At 65.0% G+C, this 20,845-nt stretch carries 11 protein-coding genes and 1 pseudogene; 7 read left to right on the top strand and 5 right to left on the bottom strand.

Annotation, left to right across the window (positions count from 1 at the left end; translation table 11 throughout):
• Positions 1–8 precede the first annotated feature (8 nt).
• On the top strand, positions 9–1,157 hold the full coding sequence (locus tag PD284_RS18190) for a pyridoxal phosphate-dependent aminotransferase (protein WP_274629565.1): 1,149 nt from the start codon (positions 9–11) through the stop codon (positions 1,155–1,157).
• Between the two features lie 429 nt (positions 1,158–1,586).
• Here the strand turns inward: PD284_RS18190 and PD284_RS18185 are convergent, their stop codons facing one another.
• Entirely contained in the window at positions 1,587–4,613 is a 3,027-nt protein-coding gene (locus PD284_RS18185; RefSeq protein WP_274629564.1) for an Rne/Rng family ribonuclease, read from the bottom strand.
• A gap of 632 nt (positions 4,614–5,245) precedes the next feature.
• Between PD284_RS18185 and PD284_RS18180 the strand changes: the two genes are divergently transcribed.
• The 3 genes from PD284_RS18180 (at position 5,246) to prfB (ending at position 10,424) form a co-directional block, all read left to right on the top strand.
• Positions 5,246–6,475 (top strand): N-acetylmuramoyl-L-alanine amidase, encoded by a 1,230-nt coding sequence (locus PD284_RS18180; protein WP_274629563.1) that lies wholly within the window; start codon positions 5,246–5,248, stop codon positions 6,473–6,475.
• Positions 6,476–6,705: 230 nt separating this feature from the next.
• The gene (locus PD284_RS18175; protein WP_274629562.1) at positions 6,706–9,153 is read left to right on the top strand and encodes a penicillin-binding protein 1A; all 2,448 of its coding nucleotides are present in this window, start codon (positions 6,706–6,708) and stop codon (positions 9,151–9,153) included.
• Positions 9,154–9,292: 139 nt separating this feature from the next.
• Positions 9,293–10,424, top strand: a protein-coding gene (prfB, locus tag PD284_RS18170) for a peptide chain release factor 2 (RefSeq protein WP_274629561.1) whose coding sequence is annotated in 2 segments (ribosomal slippage) — positions 9,293–9,358 and positions 9,360–10,424 — 1,131 coding nt in all. Because the reading frame shifts where the segments join, the coding sequence is not laid out codon by codon here.
• A 102-nt stretch (positions 10,425–10,526) separates the two neighbouring features.
• On the opposite strand, the gene PD284_RS18165 is transcribed toward prfB, so the two are convergent.
• Together PD284_RS18165 and PD284_RS18160 are read right to left on the bottom strand one after the other, a co-directional pair.
• Positions 10,527–11,801 carry a M23 family metallopeptidase gene (locus PD284_RS18165; protein WP_274629560.1) on the bottom strand — a complete coding sequence of 425 codons (1,275 nt, stop codon included), beginning with the start codon at positions 11,799–11,801 and terminating at the stop codon, positions 10,527–10,529.
• A 287-nt stretch (positions 11,802–12,088) separates the two neighbouring features.
• A complete protein-coding gene (locus tag PD284_RS18160) occupies positions 12,089–12,574 on the bottom strand; it encodes a peroxiredoxin (protein WP_274629559.1) in 486 nt (161 codons plus the stop codon).
• A 247-nt stretch (positions 12,575–12,821) separates the two neighbouring features.
• On the opposite strand from PD284_RS18160, the gene PD284_RS18155 reads away from it, so the two are divergent.
• The gene (locus PD284_RS18155; protein ID WP_274629558.1) at positions 12,822–16,094 is read left to right on the top strand and encodes a YhdP family protein; all 3,273 of its coding nucleotides are present in this window, start codon (positions 12,822–12,824) and stop codon (positions 16,092–16,094) included.
• Between the two features lie 137 nt (positions 16,095–16,231).
• On the opposite strand, the gene tyrS is transcribed toward PD284_RS18155, so the two are convergent.
• A complete protein-coding gene (tyrS, locus tag PD284_RS18150) occupies positions 16,232–17,485 on the bottom strand; it encodes a tyrosine--tRNA ligase (protein ID WP_274629557.1) in 1,254 nt (417 codons plus the stop codon).
• 101 nt (positions 17,486–17,586) lie between these two features.
• Between tyrS and PD284_RS18145 the strand changes: the two genes are divergently transcribed.
• A complete protein-coding gene (locus PD284_RS18145; protein ID WP_274629556.1) occupies positions 17,587–18,717 on the top strand; it encodes an anhydro-N-acetylmuramic acid kinase in 1,131 nt (376 codons plus the stop codon).
• 266 nt (positions 18,718–18,983) lie between these two features.
• Here the strand turns inward: PD284_RS18145 and PD284_RS18140 are convergent.
• Positions 18,984–19,169: pseudogene (locus tag PD284_RS18140) on the bottom strand (YegP family protein); the annotation flags it as partial.
• A gap of 295 nt (positions 19,170–19,464) precedes the next feature.
• On the opposite strand from PD284_RS18140, the gene PD284_RS18135 reads away from it, so the two are divergent.
• Positions 19,465–20,823 carry an esterase-like activity of phytase family protein gene (locus tag PD284_RS18135; RefSeq protein ID WP_274629555.1) on the top strand — a complete coding sequence of 453 codons (1,359 nt, stop codon included), beginning with the start codon at positions 19,465–19,467 and terminating at the stop codon, positions 20,821–20,823.
• Positions 20,824–20,845: the final 22 nt, after the last annotated feature.

Raw genomic sequence — 20,845 nt, 5'->3', positions numbered from 1 at the left:
TTTCCCTCATGACTGTTGCACTCTCGAAACGCGGCGAGGTCGAGCCATTCCATGCCATGGACGTGCTTGCCGAGGCCAATCGGCTGCGGGCCGGCGGGACCCCAGTCATCTCGATGGCGGTAGGCCAGCCCTCCGACCCTGCGCCGCTTGCCGTGCGCGAGGCAGCGCAGCGGGCGCTGGTCGACGGCCGCATCGGTTATACAGATTCCCTCGGCACGGCATCGCTGCGGGCAGCCATCTCGAAGCATTACGCCGAGCACTACGGCGTCGATGTGCCGGCGTCGCGCATTGCGGTGACAACGGGTTCGTCGGCGGCGTTCAACCTCGCCTTCCTCACCATGTTCGATCCGGGTGACCGCGTGGCGATTGCCGCGCCCGGCTACCCGGCCTACCGCAACATCATGGCCGCGCTCGGCATCGACGTCGTCGAGATCGAGCTCGAAGGCGCACCCTTCCTGGATGCCGATCATCTCGCTGCAGCCTACGCCGAGAAGAAGCTCAAGGGCGTCCTGTTCGCCAGTCCCGCCAACCCGACTGGCGCACTGGTGCCGCCCGCGGAACTCGAACGGTTGGTGCGCACGGCGTCCGAACTGGACATCGCCGTCATCTCGGACGAGATCTACCACCGCCTGTCCTATGCCGGACCCGACGTCACCGCGCTGGCGTTCGACAACGATGTCACCGTCATCAACTCTTTCTCGAAATATTACTGCATGACTGGCTGGCGGATCGGCTGGATGGTGCTGCCGGAACGCCTGGTGCGGGCCGTGGAGCGAGTGCAGCAGAGCCTCTACATCTCGGCGCCGGAGCTTTCGCAGACCGCGGCCGTCGAGGCCTTCGGCGCCACCGAGGAGCTCGAGGCGGTCAAGGCGCGCTATGCCTGGAACAGGGATCTGCTCATGCAGCGGCTGCCCGAGCTGGGATTCACCCTGGCGGCTCCGATGGACGGCGCCTTCTACGCTTTCTGCGACGTCGCCAGGCTAACCAACGACAGCATGGAGTTTGCGCAAAAGATGCTCGCCGAGGCGCATGTGGCCGCTACGCCGGGGCGCGACTTTGATCCCCTGCAAGGGCATCGCTACATGCGGTTCTCCTATGCGGGCAGCCATGACGACATGGTCGAGGCGCTCGAACGTCTTGACCGATGGCTGCGCTGAAGGTTCGTCCCGCGCACTCGTTCCGTAAAAATTCCTGAAGCAAGCGACACGCTGTGACGGCGCGTCGGCCGTAAGCTGGTGCGGGCAGGGCCCCGTCGCTCGTGGCGGGCGCGATCCCGAACGCGGGCATTCGGTTGTCTTCGCGAAGCGGCAGGGCGCATCCACGCGCTGATACTGATCCGTGCACTGGGTTCCATGCTGGCATTCCCGGCAGACGCAGCATCGCATTCTGAACCCGGCCTCGGCCTCGCACCCGTCTGCATGTGGCCACCGGGGCGGACGAGAACGGCAATTCGACGCTCGGCTCATTCGCCCTGAACGCGCTGGCCCGGGCGATGAAGCCTCCACATTGGCGTCCACAATGTGAAAGGGCCTGCCGATGTCGGCAGGCCCTTTCAACTCAACGAGATAACGTCAGGCGCTGAGCTCTCAGAAGAAGCTCTTGCTGCGCTGCCACCATCCACCCTTCTTGGGCTTCGGCTCCCCTTCGGGCGCTGCCTCGGCTTCGGGCGTTGCCTCCGGCAGGTTCGCCACGGCTTCGGCAGGCTCAGTCGCCGGCCGTACGGCGTCGACCGATTCGATCACCTGCTTCGCAGGCGCTGCCGGCTCCGCAGCGGGCTCGCTCTCCACCTCCGCGGCAATGGCCGGGGCGGCATCGATGGCAGGCGCCTCAACCGTCTTCTTGCGGCTTGCGCGGGGCTTGCGCGCGGGCTTGGCCTCCGCAGTCGCCTCATCGGCGGCGGCGGGAGTCGCTGCCTTGCGGGAGCGCGTCGCGCGCTTCGGCTTCTCCGGGGCAGCTTCGACAACCGGTTCGGCAACGGGTTCGACGGCTGCCTCAGGGGCGGGGGCCTCCTCTGCTGCTGCTTCTACCGGGGCTGCAACCTCCACGGCGACTTCTGCGGCCTCAGGCGTCTCGTCGGCTGCGTCTTCCGCATCGGAGTCCGCACCGGCCTCGAGCTCGGAGACCTCAGTGCCGTCCTCGCGCCGGTTGCGCTTGCCGCCGCGCTTGCCGCGACGCCGCTTCTTGCGCTCGGCATCGGACACGGCCTCGGCGACCACTTCGCCGCCCGTGGCGGCCGCAGCCAAATCGGCCGCTTCTGCGCTTTCCTCGGGCTGGTCGTCGTTCGCCGCGGCGACGGGGTGCTCCGCGTCATCATGCGGCTGCTGGTCGTGCTCGTCGTGGTGATGCTCGTCGCGGTCGCGACCTCCGCGACGCCGACGGCGGCGGCGGCGCTTGCGGTCGCGGCCATGCTCGCCATCCTCGCGATGCGCACCGTCGTGGCGCTCGGCGTGCTGCTCGGACGGAGCCTCGGCGGCGGCGGTCTCCTCGACTTCCTCCTCGATCTCCTCGGCTGCTTCTGGTTCGTCATAGACCGGTGCGGGCAGGCTGGCCGGTTCGACGAAGTCGATCGGCTTCTCGGCGATTGCGCCCTTGAGGATCGCGTAGTGCTGGGCGCCAAGCGTCTCGTCGACATCGAGCGTGATGGTAAGCGCGAAGCGCCGCTCCAGTTCGGAAAGCGTGCTGCGCTTGTGATTGAGGACGTAGAGCGCCGTGGCCGCTGGGGTCTTGACGATCAGGTGGTTGCGCGAGTCCTTCAGCAGGAATTCCTCGATGGCGCGGACCACGAGCAGCGCCACGGACGAATCGGAGCGGACATGGCCCGTGCCGCCGCAGTGCGGGCAGGGCTTCATCGTCGATTCGAGCACTGAGGCGCGGATGCGCTGGCGGCTCATCTCCATCAGGCCGAAATGCGAGATGCGCCCGACTTGGATGCGCGCACGGTCGTTCTTCAGATGGTCCTTGAGACGCTTTTCGACCGCTCGGTTGTTCCGGTTCTCCTCCATGTCGATGAAGTCGATGACGATCAGTCCGGCAAGATCGCGCAGCCTCAGCTGCCGGGCGACTTCCTCCGCCGCCTCCAGATTGGTCTGGAGGGCGGTGTCCTCGATCGAGTGCTCCTTGGTCGAACGTCCGGAGTTCACGTCGATCGCAACCAGCGCCTCTGTCTGGTTGATGATGATGTAGCCGCCGCTCTTCAGCGTCACCTGCGGCTGAACCATGCGGTCCAGCTGGGCTTCGATGCCGTTGCGGGCGAAGATCGGCGTGGTGTCGCGGTAGGGCTGGACCACCTTCGCGTGGCTCGGCATCAGCATCCGCATGAAGTCCTTGGCCTCGCGGTAGCCTTCCTCGCCGGAGACCAGGATTTCGTCGATGTCCTTGTTGTAGAGGTCGCGCACCGAACGCTTGATGAGCGAGCCCTCCTCATAGACGAGGGCGGGCGCCGTCGATTGCAGCGTCAGGTTGCGGACGTTCTCCCACAGGCGCATCAGATATTCGTAGTCGCGCTTGATCTCGGCCTTGGTGCGGTTCTCGCCGGCGGTGCGCAGGATGACGCCCATGCCCTCCGGCACCTCGAGGTCCTTGACCACGTCCTTCAGCCGCTTGCGGTCCTGCGCGTTGGTGATCTTGCGCGAGATGCCGCCGCCGCGGGCGGTGTTCGGCATCAGGACGGAGTAGCGCCCGGCGAGCGACAGATAGGTGGTCAGCGCCGCGCCCTTGTTGCCCCGCTCCTCCTTGACGACCTGCACGAGCAGGATCTGGCGCCGCTTTATGACTTCCTGGATCTTGTACTGGCGGCGCAGCGGCTTGCGGCGGGCGTGAACCTCTTCCAGCGCATCCTCTGCACCGACCGATTCGACCTCATTCTCCTCGCTGGAGGCGTGGTTGACTTCCTCGACGCTGCCGCTGCGCGGCTCTACCTCGTTGGAAGCCTCGGCGGCGGGCTCCGAAACCACGTCGCCTTCAATCGCCGCAGCCATCGATTTGCCGCCATCTTCGGTCGCCGGCTGGCCATCGGCCTCGCTCTCGGCCGGTTCGGCCTGCGCTTCCGCATCGGCGGCGTCGGATACTGCAGTTTCTGCGGTCTCGTCGGTGTCCGTCTCTTCGTGGCTCGCTTCAATCGTCTCGCTCGCCTCGAACTCCTCGATCGGCGCGATCTCGTCCGAAGCATCGCCGGAAGAATCGCTGTCGGCATCCTCCGTCGCCGCTGCCTGGGCGGCGTCGCCGTTGCGGTCGCGTCCGCGTCCGCGGCGCTTGCGCCGTCCGCGTCCACGATCCTGGCGCTCCTCGCCGTCGCTGTCCTCGTCGTCGTCCTCGTCGGCGCGAGCCTGAGCGGCTTCGGCCTTCAGAAGCGCCTGACGGTCTGCGACGGGGATCTGGTAGTAGTCGGGATGGATTTCGCTGAAGGCCAGGAAGCCGTGCCGGTTCCCGCCATACTCGACGAAGGCGGCCTGAAGCGAAGGTTCGACCCGCGTCACGCGGGCAAGATAGATGTTGCCTCTGAGTTGTTTCTTGTCCTGGGACTCGAAATCGAATTCTTCGATGCGGTTACCGCGGACGACGATGACTCGCGTTTCCTCCGGGTGGGAGGCGTCTATCAGCATTTTGTTGGGCATTATCGATTATCTCCCCAGCGCCCAAGTGCCGAGGCAATCCGGGAGAGACTCCCAGGATGCCTTCTGACAAGGGGCCGGACCAAATTGTGCCCGCCGGTCGCTGCTCACTACGCGCGACGAACATGGCGCCGCCGGCGCGCAGAGCGCCGGACCGGTCCGTCATGTTCGAGTGTGCACGTGGGGTCATCGCGTACCTTGCGGACAATTTACCAAAGCCCGGCATCGCCGGACCAGCTCATGCTCACGAAGAGCCGGCGCGAAACGTTGCCGTTCCGGCCGTTTTTCCTCACATTCAGGGTTCCGCGTCACCGGAACGCCTTGAAGAAATCTGTCGGGGTCACCTGACGCCGCTGCCGCATCCGTGACGGAAACCGCCTGTTCCTCACCTCGCCACAATCTTCAGCTGTAGGCGGATGCGGGTCGGGCATTGCAGTGATCCAATGTCGCTTTTATGATTTGCCGGCGATCATGGCAACCCAAATTCGGCGACGCGGCACACTGCCTTTCCGTCGCGTCATGCCGGCTGAAAAGGCTTGGTTAACCTTACGAGGCTACCAATCGTTAATTGATTGCGCCCGTTTTCGCGGAGGCACGTCCGCAGCAACACTGCCGGTAGGTCAGGCAACACTGATATGGGAAGCGCCGTGTCGGTTGAGAAGCACAAGGGATATCTTTTGCGGAATTTGGTGTTTCTGGCGCTTGTCCTGTTTGCGACGTTGCTCGCCGGAGTTCCTGCAGCGCGCGCGACTTCGCTTGAAGCGCATGCGTATAAGATCGCGGGCGACGCCTCTCGCGTGCGGATTGTGATGCAGTTCGACCGCGAGCCGGAACCGCGGTGGTTCCTGCTGCGCGGACCGCATCGACTCGTGGTCGACCTTCCCGAGACCACGTTCCGGCTCGACCACGCTGACCTGAAGCCGCACGGCCTCGTGGCGAACGCGCGCTTCGGCGCCGTCAAGGGCGGAGTGTCCCGGCTGGTCATTTCCGCCAAGGGGCCGTTCTCGGTCGAGAAGGTCGATGTACTTCCAAACGAAGACGCCAAGGGTTACCGCTTGGCGATAGACCTGGTGTCCGTATCCGCCGCGGCGTTCGACCAGGCGCTTGCCGATCAGGCGCTCGTTACCGCCTCCAGCCAGTCGACGCCGAAGACGGAACGGCTGCCCGAGGCGTCGAAGCGGTTTGTCATCGTCCTGGATCCCGGCCACGGGGGTGCCGACGGCGGGGCGGAAGGGGCGGCCGGCACGGTCGAGAAGGCCGTGACGCTGGCCTTCGCGAAGGAGCTCCGCGAAGTCCTTGAGGCTACGGGAAAATACGATGTCTCGATGACGCGCGAATCGGACCAGTTCCTGCGCCTTGACGACCGGGTGCGCATCGCGCGCGAGCGGAGCGCCGACCTTTTGGTGTCCATCCACGCGGACACGATCAACCTGAAAGGGATTCGGGGAGCCACCGTCTACACCGTTTCGGACAAGGCGTCCGACCCGGAGGCCGAGGCGCTGGCGATTCGCGAAAATCTCGCCGATCAGGTCGCCGGCATCGACATTCAGGAGGCCGACACCGAGGTCGCTGACATCCTCGTCGACCTGATCCGCCGCGAGACCCACAGCTTTTCGATCCGTTTCGCCCGCACGCTGGTCGGCGAACTGACGCACTCCATCGGCGTGATCAACAATCCCCACCGCTTCGCCGGCTTCAGGGTTCTGAAGGCGCCGGACGTGCCGTCGGTGCTTGTGGAACTGGGCTACCTGTCGAACGCCAAGGACGAAAAACTGCTGCAGGACGCGGACTGGCGCCGAAAAGCGGCCGAAAGCATCTCCAAGGCGGTGGCAATATTCGCGGGGAGCCGCGCCGGAGCGGGTTGACTGGAGGAGCCTTCCGCCTTTTCTGGGAGCGCCGGCCGCTCCTTGCAGCGTTGCCGGACGACCACACGAACGCAAATGTTGCAACGACTGCCAGATGAAGCTTGCGCTTCGCCGCATTTTCCCCACATCGGCGAACGAAGGATGTAGGGATTGAAAGTCGCGATGATTTCCGGGCGAGGGGAAGTCGCTCGTGGCCCTAAGGGCGTTGCGCAGAATCGACTGGAGCGGGCATGATCAGGCTCATTGGCTATTTCTTCGGCATCGGCACGATGCTGGCGCTGCTGGTTGCAGCGGGAGTAGCCGTTTATGTCGGCCATCTGACGAAGGAACTGCCCGATTACGAGGTGCTCGCCAATTACGAGCCGCCCGTGACGACGCGCGTGCATGCGTCCGACGGCTCGCTGATGGGCGAGTTCGCCAAGGAGCGTCGCCTCTACCTGCCCATCCAGGCCGTGCCTGACCGCGTGAAGGCCGCGTTCCTGTCGGCCGAGGACAAGAATTTTTACACCCACCCGGGCATCGACGTGACCGGCCTCTTCCGCGCCGTCGTCACCAATTTCCGCAACATGGGCTCGGGACGCCGCCAGGTCGGCGCGTCGACCATCACGCAGCAGGTCGCGAAAAACTTCCTTCTGACCGCCGACCAGACCTACGAACGCAAGATCAAGGAGATGATCCTCTCCTTCCGGATCGAGCAGGCCTATTCGAAGGATCGGATCCTCGAACTCTACCTGAACGAGATTTTCTTCGGCCTGGGTGCTTACGGCATCGCCGGTGCGTCGCTCACCTACTATGACAAGTCGGTCAACGAGCTGACCGTGGCCGACGCGGCCTATCTGGCGGCGCTGCCCAAGGGGCCGTCGAACTATCATCCGTTCCGCCAGACGGAGCGCGCCGTCGAGCGCCGCAACTGGGTCATCGACCAGATGGTCGAGAACGGCTACGTGACGCGCGAGGAAGGCGACAAGGCCAAGGCGGAGCCGCTCGGCGTGTCGCCGCGCCGCAACGGCACCTACCTGTTTGCCGGCGAGTATTTTACGGAAGAGGTGCGACGGGAACTCATCGCGCGCTACGGCGTCGATGCGCTCTACGAGGGCGGTCTTTCTGTCCGCACCACGCTCGATCCCCATCTTCAGCTCATCGCCCGCAAGTCGCTCCAGGACGGGCTGGTCAAGTTCGACCGCTTGCGCGGCTATCGCGGTCCGAAGGACCACGTCGAGATTTCGGGCGATTGGGGCGAAGCGGTCGGCAAGGTCAAGGGGCTGGACGACGTGCCCGAGTGGCGTCTCGCGGTGGTGCTGGAGAGCTCCGGTTCTGGCCTGTCGATCGGCCTGCAGCCGAAACGCCTTGTATCCGGCGCACTCGAGGACAAGCGCGAGACCGGCATGGTTTCAGTCGAGGACATGACCTGGGCGATGCGCCACGTGGTCGACGGCAAGCGCGTCAAGGCCAAGTCACCGGCCGACGTGCTGAAGCCCGGCGACGTCGTTTTCGTCGAGAAGAAGGAAGGTTCGGAAACCGGCTACGAGTTGCGGCAATCGCCCGAGGTCTCGGGCGGCATGGTCGCCATGGATCCGCACACCGGCCGCGTGCTGGCCATGGTCGGCGGCTTCTCCTACGCTGAATCGGAGTTCAATCGCGCCACACAGGCGATGCGCCAGCCCGGTTCCTCGTTCAAGCCGATCGTCTACGCGGCGGCGCTGGACAACGGCTATACGCCCGCCTCGGTCATCATGGACGGCCCGATCACCATCACGACGGGCACCACGACATGGACCCCGAAGAACTACGACGGCAAGGCCGCAGGCCCGTCGACGCTGCGCAACGGCATCGAGCGATCGCGCAACCTGATGACGGTCCGCCTCGCCAACGACATGGGCATGAAGATCGTCGCCGAATATGCCGAGCGATTCGGCGTCTACGATCGCCTCGCGCAGTATCTGCCGATGGCCCTGGGGTCGGGTGAGACGACTGTGATGCGGATGGTTTCGGCCTATTCGATCATGGCCAACGGCGGCCGGCAGATCCGGCCCTCGCTTATCGACCGCATCCAGGACCGCTACGGCAAGACCGTCTACAAGCATGACGAGCGCGGCTGCGAGGGTTGCGTCGCCGAGACATGGACCGGCCAGACCGAACCCGAACTCATCGACAACGCCGAGCAGGTGCTCGATCCGATGACGGCCTACCAGATCACCTCCATGATGGAAGGTGTCGTGCTGCGCGGCACGGCGACCACCCTTGCGGAGCTTGGCCGCCCGATCGCAGGCAAGACCGGCACCACAAATGACGAGAAGGACGCGTGGTTCGTGGGCTACACGCCCAACCTCGCGGTCGGCCTCTACCTCGGCTACGACAAGCCTCAGAATCTCGGCAAGGGCGCGACCGGCGGCGGTCTTGCCGCGCCGGTCTTCAAGGCGTTCATGGCCGAGGCGATGAAGGACGTGCCCGTCGTGGACTTCAAGGTGCCGGAGGGCATGAAGCTCATCTCCATCAACCGCAAGACCGGCATGCAGGCCGAGGCCGGCGGCGAAGGCACCATCGTCGAGGCGTTCAAGCCCGGCACCGGCCCCGCCGACAGCTATTGGGTCATCGGCATGGAAGGCGAGGAGGGCGGCGGCCCGATCTCGTCGGAAGCCCGCAAGGCGGTGACGGAGTCGGCCGGCGGCCTCTACTGAGGCGGCTTAGCCTTGGTCATTTGGTCATGTTGATGGGCCGGCCACGCCGGCCCATTTTGCTTTACAGGTCCGGACGCGGTCCCTATGTATCGCGCCCACCATTGGGCTGCGGCCCGAACCATCAGGACACGATCCGGGAATGCGTACCGAAACCGAGAATTTGGTCGACGAAATCAAGCAGGCGATTGCCCTGCTGAGGAGGCATCTTTGACTGGGACCAGGCGCTGAAGCGACTGGACTATCTCAACATGCGCGCGGAAGACCCCGCGCTGTGGAACGACCCGCAGGAAGCGCAGAACCTGATGCGGGAACGTCAGAGCCTCGATGACAATGTCCGAGCTATCAAGGGACTGGGACAGGCGCTGAACGACAACATCGAGCTGATCGAACTCGGCGAGGTCGAGGGCGACGCTGGCGTCGTGGAGGATGCCGAGGCGGCGATCCGGTCGCTGTCGGGCGAGATACGCGCCCGCCAGATCGAGACGATGCTCTCGGGCGAGGCCGATTCCAACGATACCTATCTCGAAGTCCATGCCGGCGCTGGCGGCACCGAGAGCCAGGACTGGGCGAACATGCTTTTGCGCATGTACACGCGGTGGGCGGAGCGTCGCGGCTTCAAGGTCGAGGTGCTGGAGGTCCACGAGGGCGAGGAAGCCGGCATCAAGTCGGCGACCGTGCTCATCAAGGGCCATAACGCCTACGGCTGGCTGAAGACCGAATCGGGCGTGCACCGTCTCGTCCGCATCTCGCCCTACGACAGCAATGCGCGCCGCCATACCTCGTTCTCGAGCATCTGGGTCTATCCGGTGATCGACGACAACATCCAGATCGAGGTGAGCGAGTCGGACGTCCGTATCGATACGTACCGGTCGTCGGGCGCCGGCGGCCAGCACGTCAACACGACGGACTCGGCGGTTCGCATCACGCACATTCCGACGGGCATCGCGGTTGCCTGCCAGGCCGGCCGCTCGCAGCACCAGAACCGCGCCAAGGCGTGGGAAATGCTGCGCTCTAGGCTGTACGAGGAAGAGCTGAAGAAGCGCGAGGCGGCTGCCAACGCGACCGAGTCGACCAAGACCGACATCGGCTGGGGTCACCAGATCAGGTCCTACGTGCTGCAGCCCTACCAGTTGGTGAAGGATCTGCGCACCGGGGTCGAGAGCCCAAGCCCGTCGGACGTGCTCGATGGCGACCTTGACGAGTTCATGGAGGCGTCGCTAGCGCAACGCATCCAGGGCGGCTCGGCGCAACCCGTCGCCGATATCGACTGAACATGATCCCGGGAGGCGGAATGCCGGGTCCCGGGACAGTTTTCTCAAGCCCGCCTCAGCAGTTTCAGGCGCTCCCCGGACGGGTTTTGGGTGATGATCCGGTCAGGAACTCGTCAGATACCGGCCGATCTTGCGTCCGGCCTTGATGAACGGCAATGGATTGAGCGCTTCGCCGTTCCTGCGCACCTCATAGTGGAGGTGCGGGCCGGTTGACCGGCCGCTGTTGCCCGACGCGCCCACTTCGTCCCCCGCGTTGACGTTCTGCCCCACCCGCACAGTGACCGCGCTCATATGGGCGTAACGGGTAACGAGGCCGTCGCCGTGGTCGATCTCGACCATCTTGCCGTAGCCGCCATTCCATCCTGCGTGAATGACCTTTCCGGCGCCGGTGGCGTGTACGGATGATCCGACGCTGGACCGAAAGTCCATCCCGGAGTGCAGGGCCATCGTGCCGAGCAGCGGATCGCGGCGAGGCCCGAATGTGCTGGTGACGGAACGCCCGGGCGCCGGATTGGCGATGGGCAGACGCAGCGCCGCGGCCTTGACCGTTTCAAGGGTGGTCAGCGCTTCGTCCAGTTCCCTTACCTTGGCGTCGAAGGCGGTCGTGGGATCGAGCGGCACGAGCGGACCGCCGAGCGCCGGCCTGTCTTCATCCCGGTCGACTGAGAGACCTGCCGCTTCCAGGGCCCCGGCTATGGTGTCCGCCCTTTCATAGGCATTCTCCGCAAGCCTGCTCACCCTCTCCATCTGCTCGCTCTCGATCGAGCGCAGCGACTGGTTGAGGCCGACGAAAAGCTTGTCGGCCCTGTCGGCCGCGGAGTCGCGATGGCTCGGCTCCTGGCGCGCACCCCAGAACGACAGCGCTTCGGTCACTGAGTGACCTGTGGATGCAAGCAGCGGATTGGCGCCGCCGAGCTCGGCCTTAATCTCCGGCTTCTCGGGAGGCACGGGCGCAGCTTCCGGCATCGCCTGCATGCCCCCGGCGCGGTCGAGCAGGGGGCCGAGCTTGCCATGGCGCTGCGACAATTGAGTCTGCCGCTCCAGCAACTCGCTGACCTTGCTCTCGACCAATTGCTGGTCGAGCAGTTGCCGGCTGGTGATGCGGTCCACCTGTGCCCGGAGCGCCGAGATGCGGTCCTCATAGGCTTGCTGCATGCGCGCCTGCCGCGCGACCGACGCACCAATGAGGTCGTCGCGCAGGACGAGGTATGAGGTGGCGAGCAGGTAGCCGATGGCGATTGCAGCGAACGTCGATCCGAGCAGTGCGCCGACCCAGGGCTTGATGGTGAAATGCTTGATCTCATCGCCACGAGCGATGATGACGGTATGCGGCTCCTTGCGCCGTCCAAATGTGGCGGACTGACCGGCTTGCTTCACGAGACGCGTCTTTCCGAGAAGGCCAATGACGCGTTTGATTAGACATTATTAGGGTTAACAAACTTTTGTTGCGGTGTTTCAAGCGGTGAGGGCGGCTCCCCCGGCCACCCTCCTGACCCACTCAATCGAGGAACAGCCACAGCAGGATGATGATGGGGATCGGGATACCGAGCATCCACAGAACGATCGAGCGAAGCATGTCATTCTCCTGGTTTGTTTGCCAAGCCAGAACGCGAATGCTTCGCCGTGGGTTCCCGCCGCCGCGTGTCAATCCACGCCTTGCGGTCTTAGGCGTCCCCCCTTGCGCCGCCCAGAGCGCGTGCCGTCGCCAGAACTTCCTCTACATGGCCTGCGACCTTGACCTTGCGCCAGAGCGCGGCGATCGTTCCCTTTGAATCGACGAGGAAAGTCGCCCGCTCGACCCCCATGTAGCGACGGCCGTACATCTGCTTTTCCACCCAGACGCCCCACGCCTTAGCAATCTCGAGGCCCTCGTCGGAGGCGAGGTGAACGTGCAACCCGTGCTTGTCACGAAAGCGCGCCAGCTTTGCCGGGGCATCGGGCGATATCCCCACCACCTCGACGCCGATCGCGGCGAACTCGCCGTACCGTTTCGAAAACTCGGTCACTTCGTTGGTGCAGCCCGGCGTCCCGGCTCGCGGGTAGAAGAAGACGACGACAGGACGGCCCTCCAGCCCCGTCAGCGTTTGGGGTTCACCCCCCAGCGACAAATTGAAGTCGGGGGCCTTTGTGCCAATTTGCAAATCAGTCATATCGTTGCCGTTGTTCGGAAATAGTCGCGAGCGGCCTTCGGTTATATGTTAGGACGGAACTCGTCCACAGGGCTCAGGCGCGACGGGAAGGTGCGTGCAGCTGGAGATACCTAGACACGAGAGAATCCGGTTCAGACGCGACGAAATCTGCGATCTCACCGCACTTCCGTCGGCGCTGGGCCAGGACGTGCCGCGCCCGCCGCGCGCGCCGGTCTATGGGCGTGCGCTGCGGACGGCCGGGAAGTCCGTGGCGGCGCTGTTGGGGCTTATCCTCGTGCTGCTCCTTGGTCTTTACGGGATCGGTGCGTCGGGGATCGGAACAGAGCGCCTGAGGTTCGAAGCCGAGGCGGCGCTGCGGCGCGCGGCGGGTCCGGGCGTGGCCGCGGCGATCGGTCCCGCACGCATTTCGCTCGACGGCTCGCGATTCCTTGCCCTCAACATCAGTGACGTCCGCGTCAGCACCAATGGGGCGCCCCAGGTCGAGGCGGGGACGCTGCAGTTCGGCGTCCGTCTGCTGCCGCTTCTCAGCGGAGATTTTCGCCTCGGCAGCGCCAAGATATCGGACGCGCGCATCTCGGTGCCGGCGCTGTTGTTCGGACGGACCGGCGACTGGACTGGCAGTATCCGCAACGAGGATGGGCTGATCGACCCCGACCTCGCCGGGGAGGCTCTTTTCCGGGTCCTTCATCACGCGCTCGACACGCTGGAGCGCGGCGGTACGCGCCGCATCGACCTTGCGAATACGGAACTCGTGCTTGCCGATACCGGCCGCATCCGCAGTCTCGTCATCACGGAGGCGTCGCTGGCCGACGACGGGCGCGGCATCCTTACGCTGTCGGCCACGGGCTCGCTCGACGGACGCGCAATGTCTCTCACCGGAACGGCCGCGCACGAGGGCGGCGACCGGCGCATCTCCAGTGTCGAGCTGAACCTTGCGGTCGCCCCGGCAGAACCGCTGGTCCTCGACGCATCCGGCATGCTGTCGCCCGACGGCAGCAAGAGCCGACTCGGGGCCGCCGAGGTGAAGATCACCGGCTCGGAAGGCGTGGCCGGCAACCCTTCTCGCCTCGCGCTCGAAGTCCATCTCGACAACTCCATCATCGACATGGGTAAGCGCGGGGTGGTGCCGGCCGATGCCGACATCGACGCGACGCTCGAGGTGGGGGCGAACAAGATCGAGATCGACAAGCTGCTGATTTCGACCGGCAGGTCGCGCATCGAAGCGACGGGCGCGGTAGGGCCGAAGCCGCGCGAGGCCGGCTCCTCGCAGGGACCCGTCTATCGATACGAGTTCGTGACCGATCGCGCGCTGCTCTCGCCGATCGATTCTCCCGAGGCGCCGATCGAGTTCTTCGCCCGGATGGCCGGCCACTTCGACGAAGCGACCATGCTCCTGAGCGCCGACGAACTTGCCGTTCGCACGGGCGAGGGGGAGTTGGCCGGGGTTGCTTCGGTCGAATTCGTTCGTGGCAAGACCCCGGGCCTCGCCCTGGCGGTGTCGGCGTCCGAAATGCCGGTTGCGCACGTCAAGCAGTTCTGGCCATGGCTTGCAGCCGGCAAGGCTCGCCAATGGGCGCTCGCCAACCTTTTTGGCGGCAGGATGATGGAGAGCCAGGTCCGTTACAGGGTCCCCCCGGGGCGGATCGGCGACGGCGTTCCGCTGAACGGCGACGAAATCTCCGGCCGCTTCGTGGTGGCCGACTCGCGCTTCGACACGACCGGGGAGCTTCCCCCCATTCGCGACGCCGGCGGCGTAATCGAGTTCCGCGGCAATGACGTCGACATCTCGCTGTCGTCCGGTGTTGCCTTCCTGCCGAGCGGGAAGCAGGTTGACCTGTCGAACGGCGTGCTCACTTTCCGGAATGCCCACATCCAGCCGGTGGTCGGCGATCTGGCTCTCGACATCAAGGGCGACGCCGCGGCGGTTGCCGAACTGGGGTCGCTCGATCCCATCGACGCGATGCGGCGTCTCGGCATGGCGCCGGCAGATTTCAGCGGCACTGTTACCGGACACGTGAAGACGCAGCTTCCGCTTCAGAAAAGCACGGACCTCAAGTCGCTGAAGTGGAAGGTCGACCTCAAGGTTTCGCAGCTGGCGCTCGCAAAGCCGCTCGAAGGCCAGAAGCTGACCAACGCGGACGGAACGATCGTCGTGGATCCCGGCAAGGCTGTTGTCGAACTGGACGGCAGGCTGAACGGGGTGCCGGCCGAATTGTCTCTTGTCGAGCCGCTCGGCCCGGATCCGACTTCACGTCGCCGCGAAATCTCGCTCACCGTAAACGACGAGAATCGCAACAAGATCGCGCCCGGCCTGGACGGTCTGGTGTCCGGCACGATGGTCATCAAGGTGGACGCCTCCGCGCCTGACAAGCCCCAATCAACGAAGGCGGACCTCACCAAGGCCAAGCTCAACATCCCTTGGGTCGGCTGGAGCAAGGGCGCCGGCGTGCCCGCCAACGTCTCCTTCAACATGGCGGCGGACGGCGGCAAGGCGACCCTCTCGAAGTTCGAACTCTCCGGCGAGACGTTCGCCATTGGAGGCGAGGTCAAGCTGGCGGAAGGGGCGCTTGCGTCGGCCCAGTTCGACAAGGTGCGGCTCAACCGGGGCGATTCCGCCCGCGTCGATGTCTCCCGGCAGGGCAAAGGCTATGCCGTAACGGTGAAAGGCGAGAGCTTCGACGGGCGCTCCCTCATCAAGCTGGTGCTCGGCGATGCCGGCGCGGGCCAGAAGGGTACGGAGAAGGGGCCGACCGTTTCCGTCAAGGCCGCGATCGACCGCCTGGCCGGGTTTCATGGCGAAACCCTTTCAAATGTGCAGCTCACCTACCGCGGTGCTCAGGGCGGTGATGCCATCTATTCGCTGTCGGCGGCTACCCGCGGCGGCGGCGCGGTCAGCGTCAAGAGTGGCGTCGAGGATGGCCGCCAGGTGATGCGGGTTCAATCCGCTGACGCTGGCTCTTTCGTGCGTTTCCTCGACATCTACGAGCATATGCAGGGCGGCGAGGTCGATCTGGTCCTGCGCGGCCAGAACAGCGGCTCCATGCGCGGCCAGGTCAATGCGACCAAGTTCGACATCGTCAACGAGGAACGGCTGGGCTCCATCGTCTCGACCAAGCCGGACGGCAGCGATCGCAGCCTCAACCAGGCCGTCCGCCGCGACATCGACACCGCGCGTGTGCAGTTCCAGCGCGGCTTTGCGGCCGTGGAGAAGGGCGACGGCTACCTCAAGCTCGACGGCGGCGTGTTGCGCGGGCCGATGATCGGCGCCACTTTCCAGGGCACCCTCTACGACCAGCGTGGCAACATCGATATGACCGGCACCTTCATGCCGGCCTACGGGCTCAACCGGCTGTTCGGCGAACTGCCCATTATCGGGGTGCTGCTCGGCAACGGCCGCGATCGCGGGCTGATCGGCGTCACCTTCAAGCTCGCGGGCAAGGCGAGCAAGCCGCAGCTCCAGATCAACCCGCTGTCGGTCATCGCGCCCGGCATTTTCAGGCAGATCTTCGAGTTCCAGTAGGCTGGGACAATCAAGCCTTTGAGCCGGGAGGAACGCGTTGCCCGTCCGCCTGAAGGCTGGTCGTTGGGGGGAGAAAAAAGTCGGGCCCCGACAAGGAGACGGAGCCCGTTTCGATCCGATCCGAAGGCGGCGGGCTTTTATACCGGGCGCACCAGCACGTGCTTCTTTTTGCCGAGAGACAGCTTGACGACGCCGCCATCTGCGACGTCATCGGCGTTCACGACGCGGCGCTCGTCGCTGACCGACTGGTCATTCACCCGCACGGCGCCGCCCTGCACGTGGCGGCGCGCTTCTCCGTTGGAGGCGGCAAGCCCGGCCGTCACGAACAGCGACAGAATGCCGATGCCGGCCTCCAACGTGGAACGTGGGACTTCGACCGTCGGGAGAGTGTCGGCCAGCGCGCCTTCCTCAAATGTCTTGCGGGCGGTCTCGGCGGCCTGCTCGGCGGCGGCGCGGCCATGCAACATGGCCGTCACTTCTGTCGCCAGCACTTTCTTGGCGTCGTTGATCTCGGCGCCGCCAAGGGCGGCAAGCCGGGCGACCTCGTCCAGCGGCAGGGTGGTGTAGAGCTTCAGGAAGCGGCCGACGTCGGCGTCTTCCGTGTTGCGCCAGTACTGCCAGAAATCGTAGGGGCTCAGCATGTCGGCGTTGAGCCACACCGCGCCTGAGAGCGACTTGCCCATCTTGGCGCCCGAGGCGGTGGTGAGCAGCGGCGTGGTCATCGCGTAGAATTGACGGCCGAGCATGCGGTGGCCGAGGTCGACGCCGTTGATGATGTTGCCCCACTGGTCGGAGCCGCCCATCTGCAGCAGCACGCCGTAGCGCTTGTTGAGCTCGACGAAGTCGTAGGCCTGCAGGATCATGTAGTTGAATTCGAGGAAGGACAGCGACTGCTCGCGCTCGAGCCGCATCTTCACCGAATCGAACGACAGCATGCGGTTGACCGAGAAATGCTGTCCGACGTCGCGCAGGAATTCGAGATAGTTCAACGCCAGCAACCAGTCGGCATTGTTCACCATCAGCGCGTCGCGCGGCCCGTCGCCGAAATTGAGGTAGTTGGAAAACACCTGCTTGATGCCGGCGATGTTCGACTGGATCGTGTCCGGCGTCATCAGCTTGCGCGCCTCGTCCTTGAAGGACGGGTCGCCTACCATGCCGGTGCCGCCGCCCATCAGCGCGACCGGGCGATGCCCGGTCTGCTGCAGCCAGTGCAGCATCATGATCTGGATGAGGCCGCCGGCGTGCAGGCTCGGCGCCGTGGGGTCGAAGCCGATATACGCGCTCACGATCTCCTTGCGGAACAACTCGTCGAGACCCGTCTCATCCGAAACCTGATGGATGAAACCGCGCTCGGACATGACGCGAAGGAAGTCGGACTTGAAACCGGACATGCGAACTCTCTTGGCGGTGGTAAACCGTGATGTTGGCGTTGGAGGATGCGCGGCTTTAGCATCTGGAACCCGGGAATCACAAGGACGGTCTCGACAAAGCCATGCCCCACGAACTGACAACAGCGATCGGCCTGATGAGCGGAACGTCGATGGACGGCATCGACCTCGCTATGCTCGCGACCGACGGCGTCTCCCGGATGGAGTTCGGGGGCAATCTTTTCGTTCCTTATGATGCTGCCTTCCGGCGACGCCTCGAAGGCGCGCTTGAAACCGCCAAGGCCATCGCGAGCCGCGAGCAGCGGCCGGGCGAACTGGCGGAAATCGAGCGTGAGATCACGGACCGCCATGCCGAGGCGGTGGAGGATTTTCTCCGCCGGCAGGGAATCGGCCGCGAAGCGGTCGATGTGATCGGATTTCACGGTCAGACCGTCCTGCACAGGCCGCAGCAGGCGCTGACGGTACAACTGGGTGACGGCGGCAGGCTCGCCGAACGGACCGCAATTCCCGTGGTCTATGACATGCGCGCCAACGACATGGTGCATGGCGGGCAGGGCGCGCCGCTCGTGCCGGCCTATCACGCCGCGCTGGCGCGTTCGCGGGCGCAGATGCTCGGCGAGAGGTTCCCGGCCTGCTTCGTCAATGTCGGCGGCATATCCAACATCACCTACGTCCCGCGCGACGGCGATCCGGTCGCCTTCGACACAGGCCCCGGCAATACGCTCATCGATCAATGGGTGTCGCGTGAAGGCGGCGTGCCCTTCGACGCCGGCGGCGCCATCGCGAGTGAGGGCGGTGTCGTGCGCGCCGTGGTCGAGCGCTACCTCGCCCATCCCTTCTTCGAAAGGAAGGCTCCCAAGTCACTGGACCGGAACGATTTCACGCTCTCCGAAGCTGCCGGGCTGGAACTGGCCGACGGCGCACGCACGCTCGCCGCCGTCGCGGCCGAGGCCATCCTCAAGTCGGTCCGCCATCTGCCCGAGCCGCCGAAACTCTGGATCGTCTGCGGCGGCGGCCGCCGCAATCCCCACATCGTCGGCGATCTCCGCGCCGGTGCGGCCGAGCATGGCGCAGACGTCGTCATTGCCGAGGACGTGGAATTGAACGGCGATTTTACGGAAGCAGAGGCATGGGCGCACCTCGCGGTACGCTCATTGCGCGGCTTGCCTCTCACATTTCCAACGACGACGGGCTGCAGCCGGGCCGTGACGGGGGGAACTCTCGCCCGTCCGTAATGGCGGGCGAGGAGTGACGACCCCGCGCTGACCGATCAGACCTTGGCCGGCGTCTTCGGCTTGGCGGCGGCTTTCGCCTTGGGCGCAGCCTTCGCGGCAGCAGGCGCCTTGGCCGCCTTCGCAGCGGGCTTTGCCGCAGCCTTGGCCGGTGCCTTTCCGTTCGCCTTTGCAGGCGCCTTTCCGTTGGCTGCCTTGGCCGGCGCCTTGGCGGCCGGTTTCGCTGCAGCCTTTGCGGCCGGCTTCGCCGCCGCCTTTGGTGCAGGCTTCTTGGCGACCGCAGTCATATCCTCCACGGCAGCCGCCGCGACGTTCTTCTTCAGCGACTCGATCGACTTCAGTGCCGACGCCTTCGCCTTGTAGCCTTCCGAGCTGAATACGATCTCCCCATTTGCCGCCCGGTAGCGAAAGCGGGTTTCACCCTTCTTGTCCTTGTAGACTTCGAACGTGCTCATCTTGATCCCCTGTCTCAGGCACTGATTCGCTTGCAGTTCAAAGCGTGCCACTCGTCAAGCATGCTGTCGAGCAATGTTGGTGATCAGTGATGAGACTGCACAACATCTTGGTGCACCCAAGCGGCTCTGCCGTCGGAGACTCTGCCCGACCTCCCATCTGCTTGCTTTTGGACGTTTTGTGATGGGCTGCTTGCAGGAGTTCGGCTTGTTCATCGAAACGTCACGGAAGCTTTAACGCGCGGTCACGGCGCGGACCTAGCTGGAGGGCGCTTCACTCAAACAAGCGAGTCCCGACATGAAACGATCCATCCTCCTCGCCGGCGCAGCCCTGCTGGCGCTCGCGGCCTCCGCCAAGGCCGAGGAGACGCAGTTCGCGGCGAAGCTGGTCGGCCACGCCATCCTTCCGGCCAACACCATCATCAAGGCCCCCGAGAACGCGCCGGAGCACCTGCAGACTGCCGGAAAGTTCTCCACGCCGGACCGCAAGCGCGCCGCCGGGCTCGGCACCGTTCCGGGCAAGGACGGCGTGCGCCCGACCGGCCTGTCGCTGCCCTTCGACGGCCAGCCGGTCCAGGGCTTCTCGGGCATCAGGAACGCCGGCGACGGCACCTTCTGGACGCTGTCCGACAACGGCTTCGGCAACAAGATGAACTCCAGCGACGCCGCGCTGATGCTGCACCAGGTCAAGTTCGACTGGGACACCGGCACGGTGGACCGGCTGCAGACCATTTTCCTCACCGATCCCGACCGGAAAGCGCCTTTCCCGATCGTGCTCGAGGGCAGCGATACCCGCTTCCTCACCGGGGCCGATTTCGACATCGAGGCGATCCAGCCGGTGGCGGACGGATTTTGGATCGGCGACGAGTTCGGACCCTATCTGCTGAAGTTCGACACTGAGGGCAGACTCACCGACGTGGTGGACACCCTCGTCGAGGGCAAGCCCGTGAAGTCCCCCGATCATCCGACGCTGACGGTGCAGGCCAACCCGACGCTGCCGATGCCGGCCTTCAACATCAAGCGCTCGGGCGGCTTCGAGGGGCTGGCGCAGTCGCCCGACGGTACGAAGCTCTACGGCCTGCTCGAGGGCGCGCTCTTCAAGGAAGACGGTTCGATGGAGCAGGCGGAAGGCAGCCAGGCGCTGCGCGTCATCGAATTCGATGCGGCGAGCAAGCAGTGGACCGGGCGCAGCTGGATGTATCCACTCACCGCCGGCGGCGACGCGATCGGCGACTTCAACATGATCGACGAAACCACCGCGCTTGTCATCGAGCGCGACCAGGGCGCAGGGTCGCCCGACAAGGCCTGCGCCGATCCCAAGAACCCGGCCACGGATTGTTTTGCGACGCCGGCGCTCTTCAAGCGCATCTACAAGATCGAGATGAACGACGCCAATCTCGGCGGAGCGGTTCGCAAGATCGGCTACATCGACCTGATGAAGATCGAAGACCCGGACAACAGGAAGCGCCAGGGCGGCGGCGACGGCTTCTACGACATGCCGTTCAACACGATCGAGAACGTCGACCTGGTCGATGCCACGCACATCGTTGTGGGCGACGACAACAACCTGCCGTTCTCAGCTGGCCGTGCGCTCGACAAGGCCGACGACAACGAATTCGTCCTGCTCGAGGTCGGCGAATTCCTGGCCGCAAAATAGGTTCAGGCCCAGAAAGCGGAAG

The organism is Mesorhizobium shangrilense, from assembly GCF_028826155.1.
In the GTDB taxonomy this organism is placed as follows: Bacteria; Pseudomonadota; Alphaproteobacteria; order Rhizobiales; family Rhizobiaceae; genus Arvimicrobium; species Arvimicrobium flavum.
Note: the sequence above shows the minus strand (reverse complement) of the source record. Positions and strands in the feature narration are given on the sequence as shown.

Excerpts from the sequence above, each read along its gene's own strand:
- PD284_RS18190 (WP_274629565.1), top strand. The coding sequence starts at position 9 with ATGACTGTTGCACTCTCGAAACGCGGCGAGGTCGAGCCATTCCATGCC.
- PD284_RS18185 (WP_274629564.1), bottom strand. The coding sequence starts at position 4,613 with ATGCCCAACAAAATGCTGATAGACGCCTCCCACCCGGAGGAAACGCGA.
- PD284_RS18180 (WP_274629563.1), top strand. The coding sequence starts at position 5,246 with ATGGGAAGCGCCGTGTCGGTTGAGAAGCACAAGGGATATCTTTTGCGG.
- PD284_RS18175 (WP_274629562.1), top strand. The coding sequence starts at position 6,706 with ATGATCAGGCTCATTGGCTATTTCTTCGGCATCGGCACGATGCTGGCG.
- PD284_RS18160 (WP_274629559.1), bottom strand. The coding sequence starts at position 12,574 with ATGACTGATTTGCAAATTGGCACAAAGGCCCCCGACTTCAATTTGTCG.
- tyrS (WP_274629557.1), bottom strand. The coding sequence starts at position 17,485 with ATGTCCGGTTTCAAGTCCGACTTCCTTCGCGTCATGTCCGAGCGCGGT.
- PD284_RS18145 (WP_274629556.1), top strand. The coding sequence starts at position 17,587 with ATGCCCCACGAACTGACAACAGCGATCGGCCTGATGAGCGGAACGTCG.
- PD284_RS18135 (WP_274629555.1), top strand. The coding sequence starts at position 19,465 with ATGAAACGATCCATCCTCCTCGCCGGCGCAGCCCTGCTGGCGCTCGCG.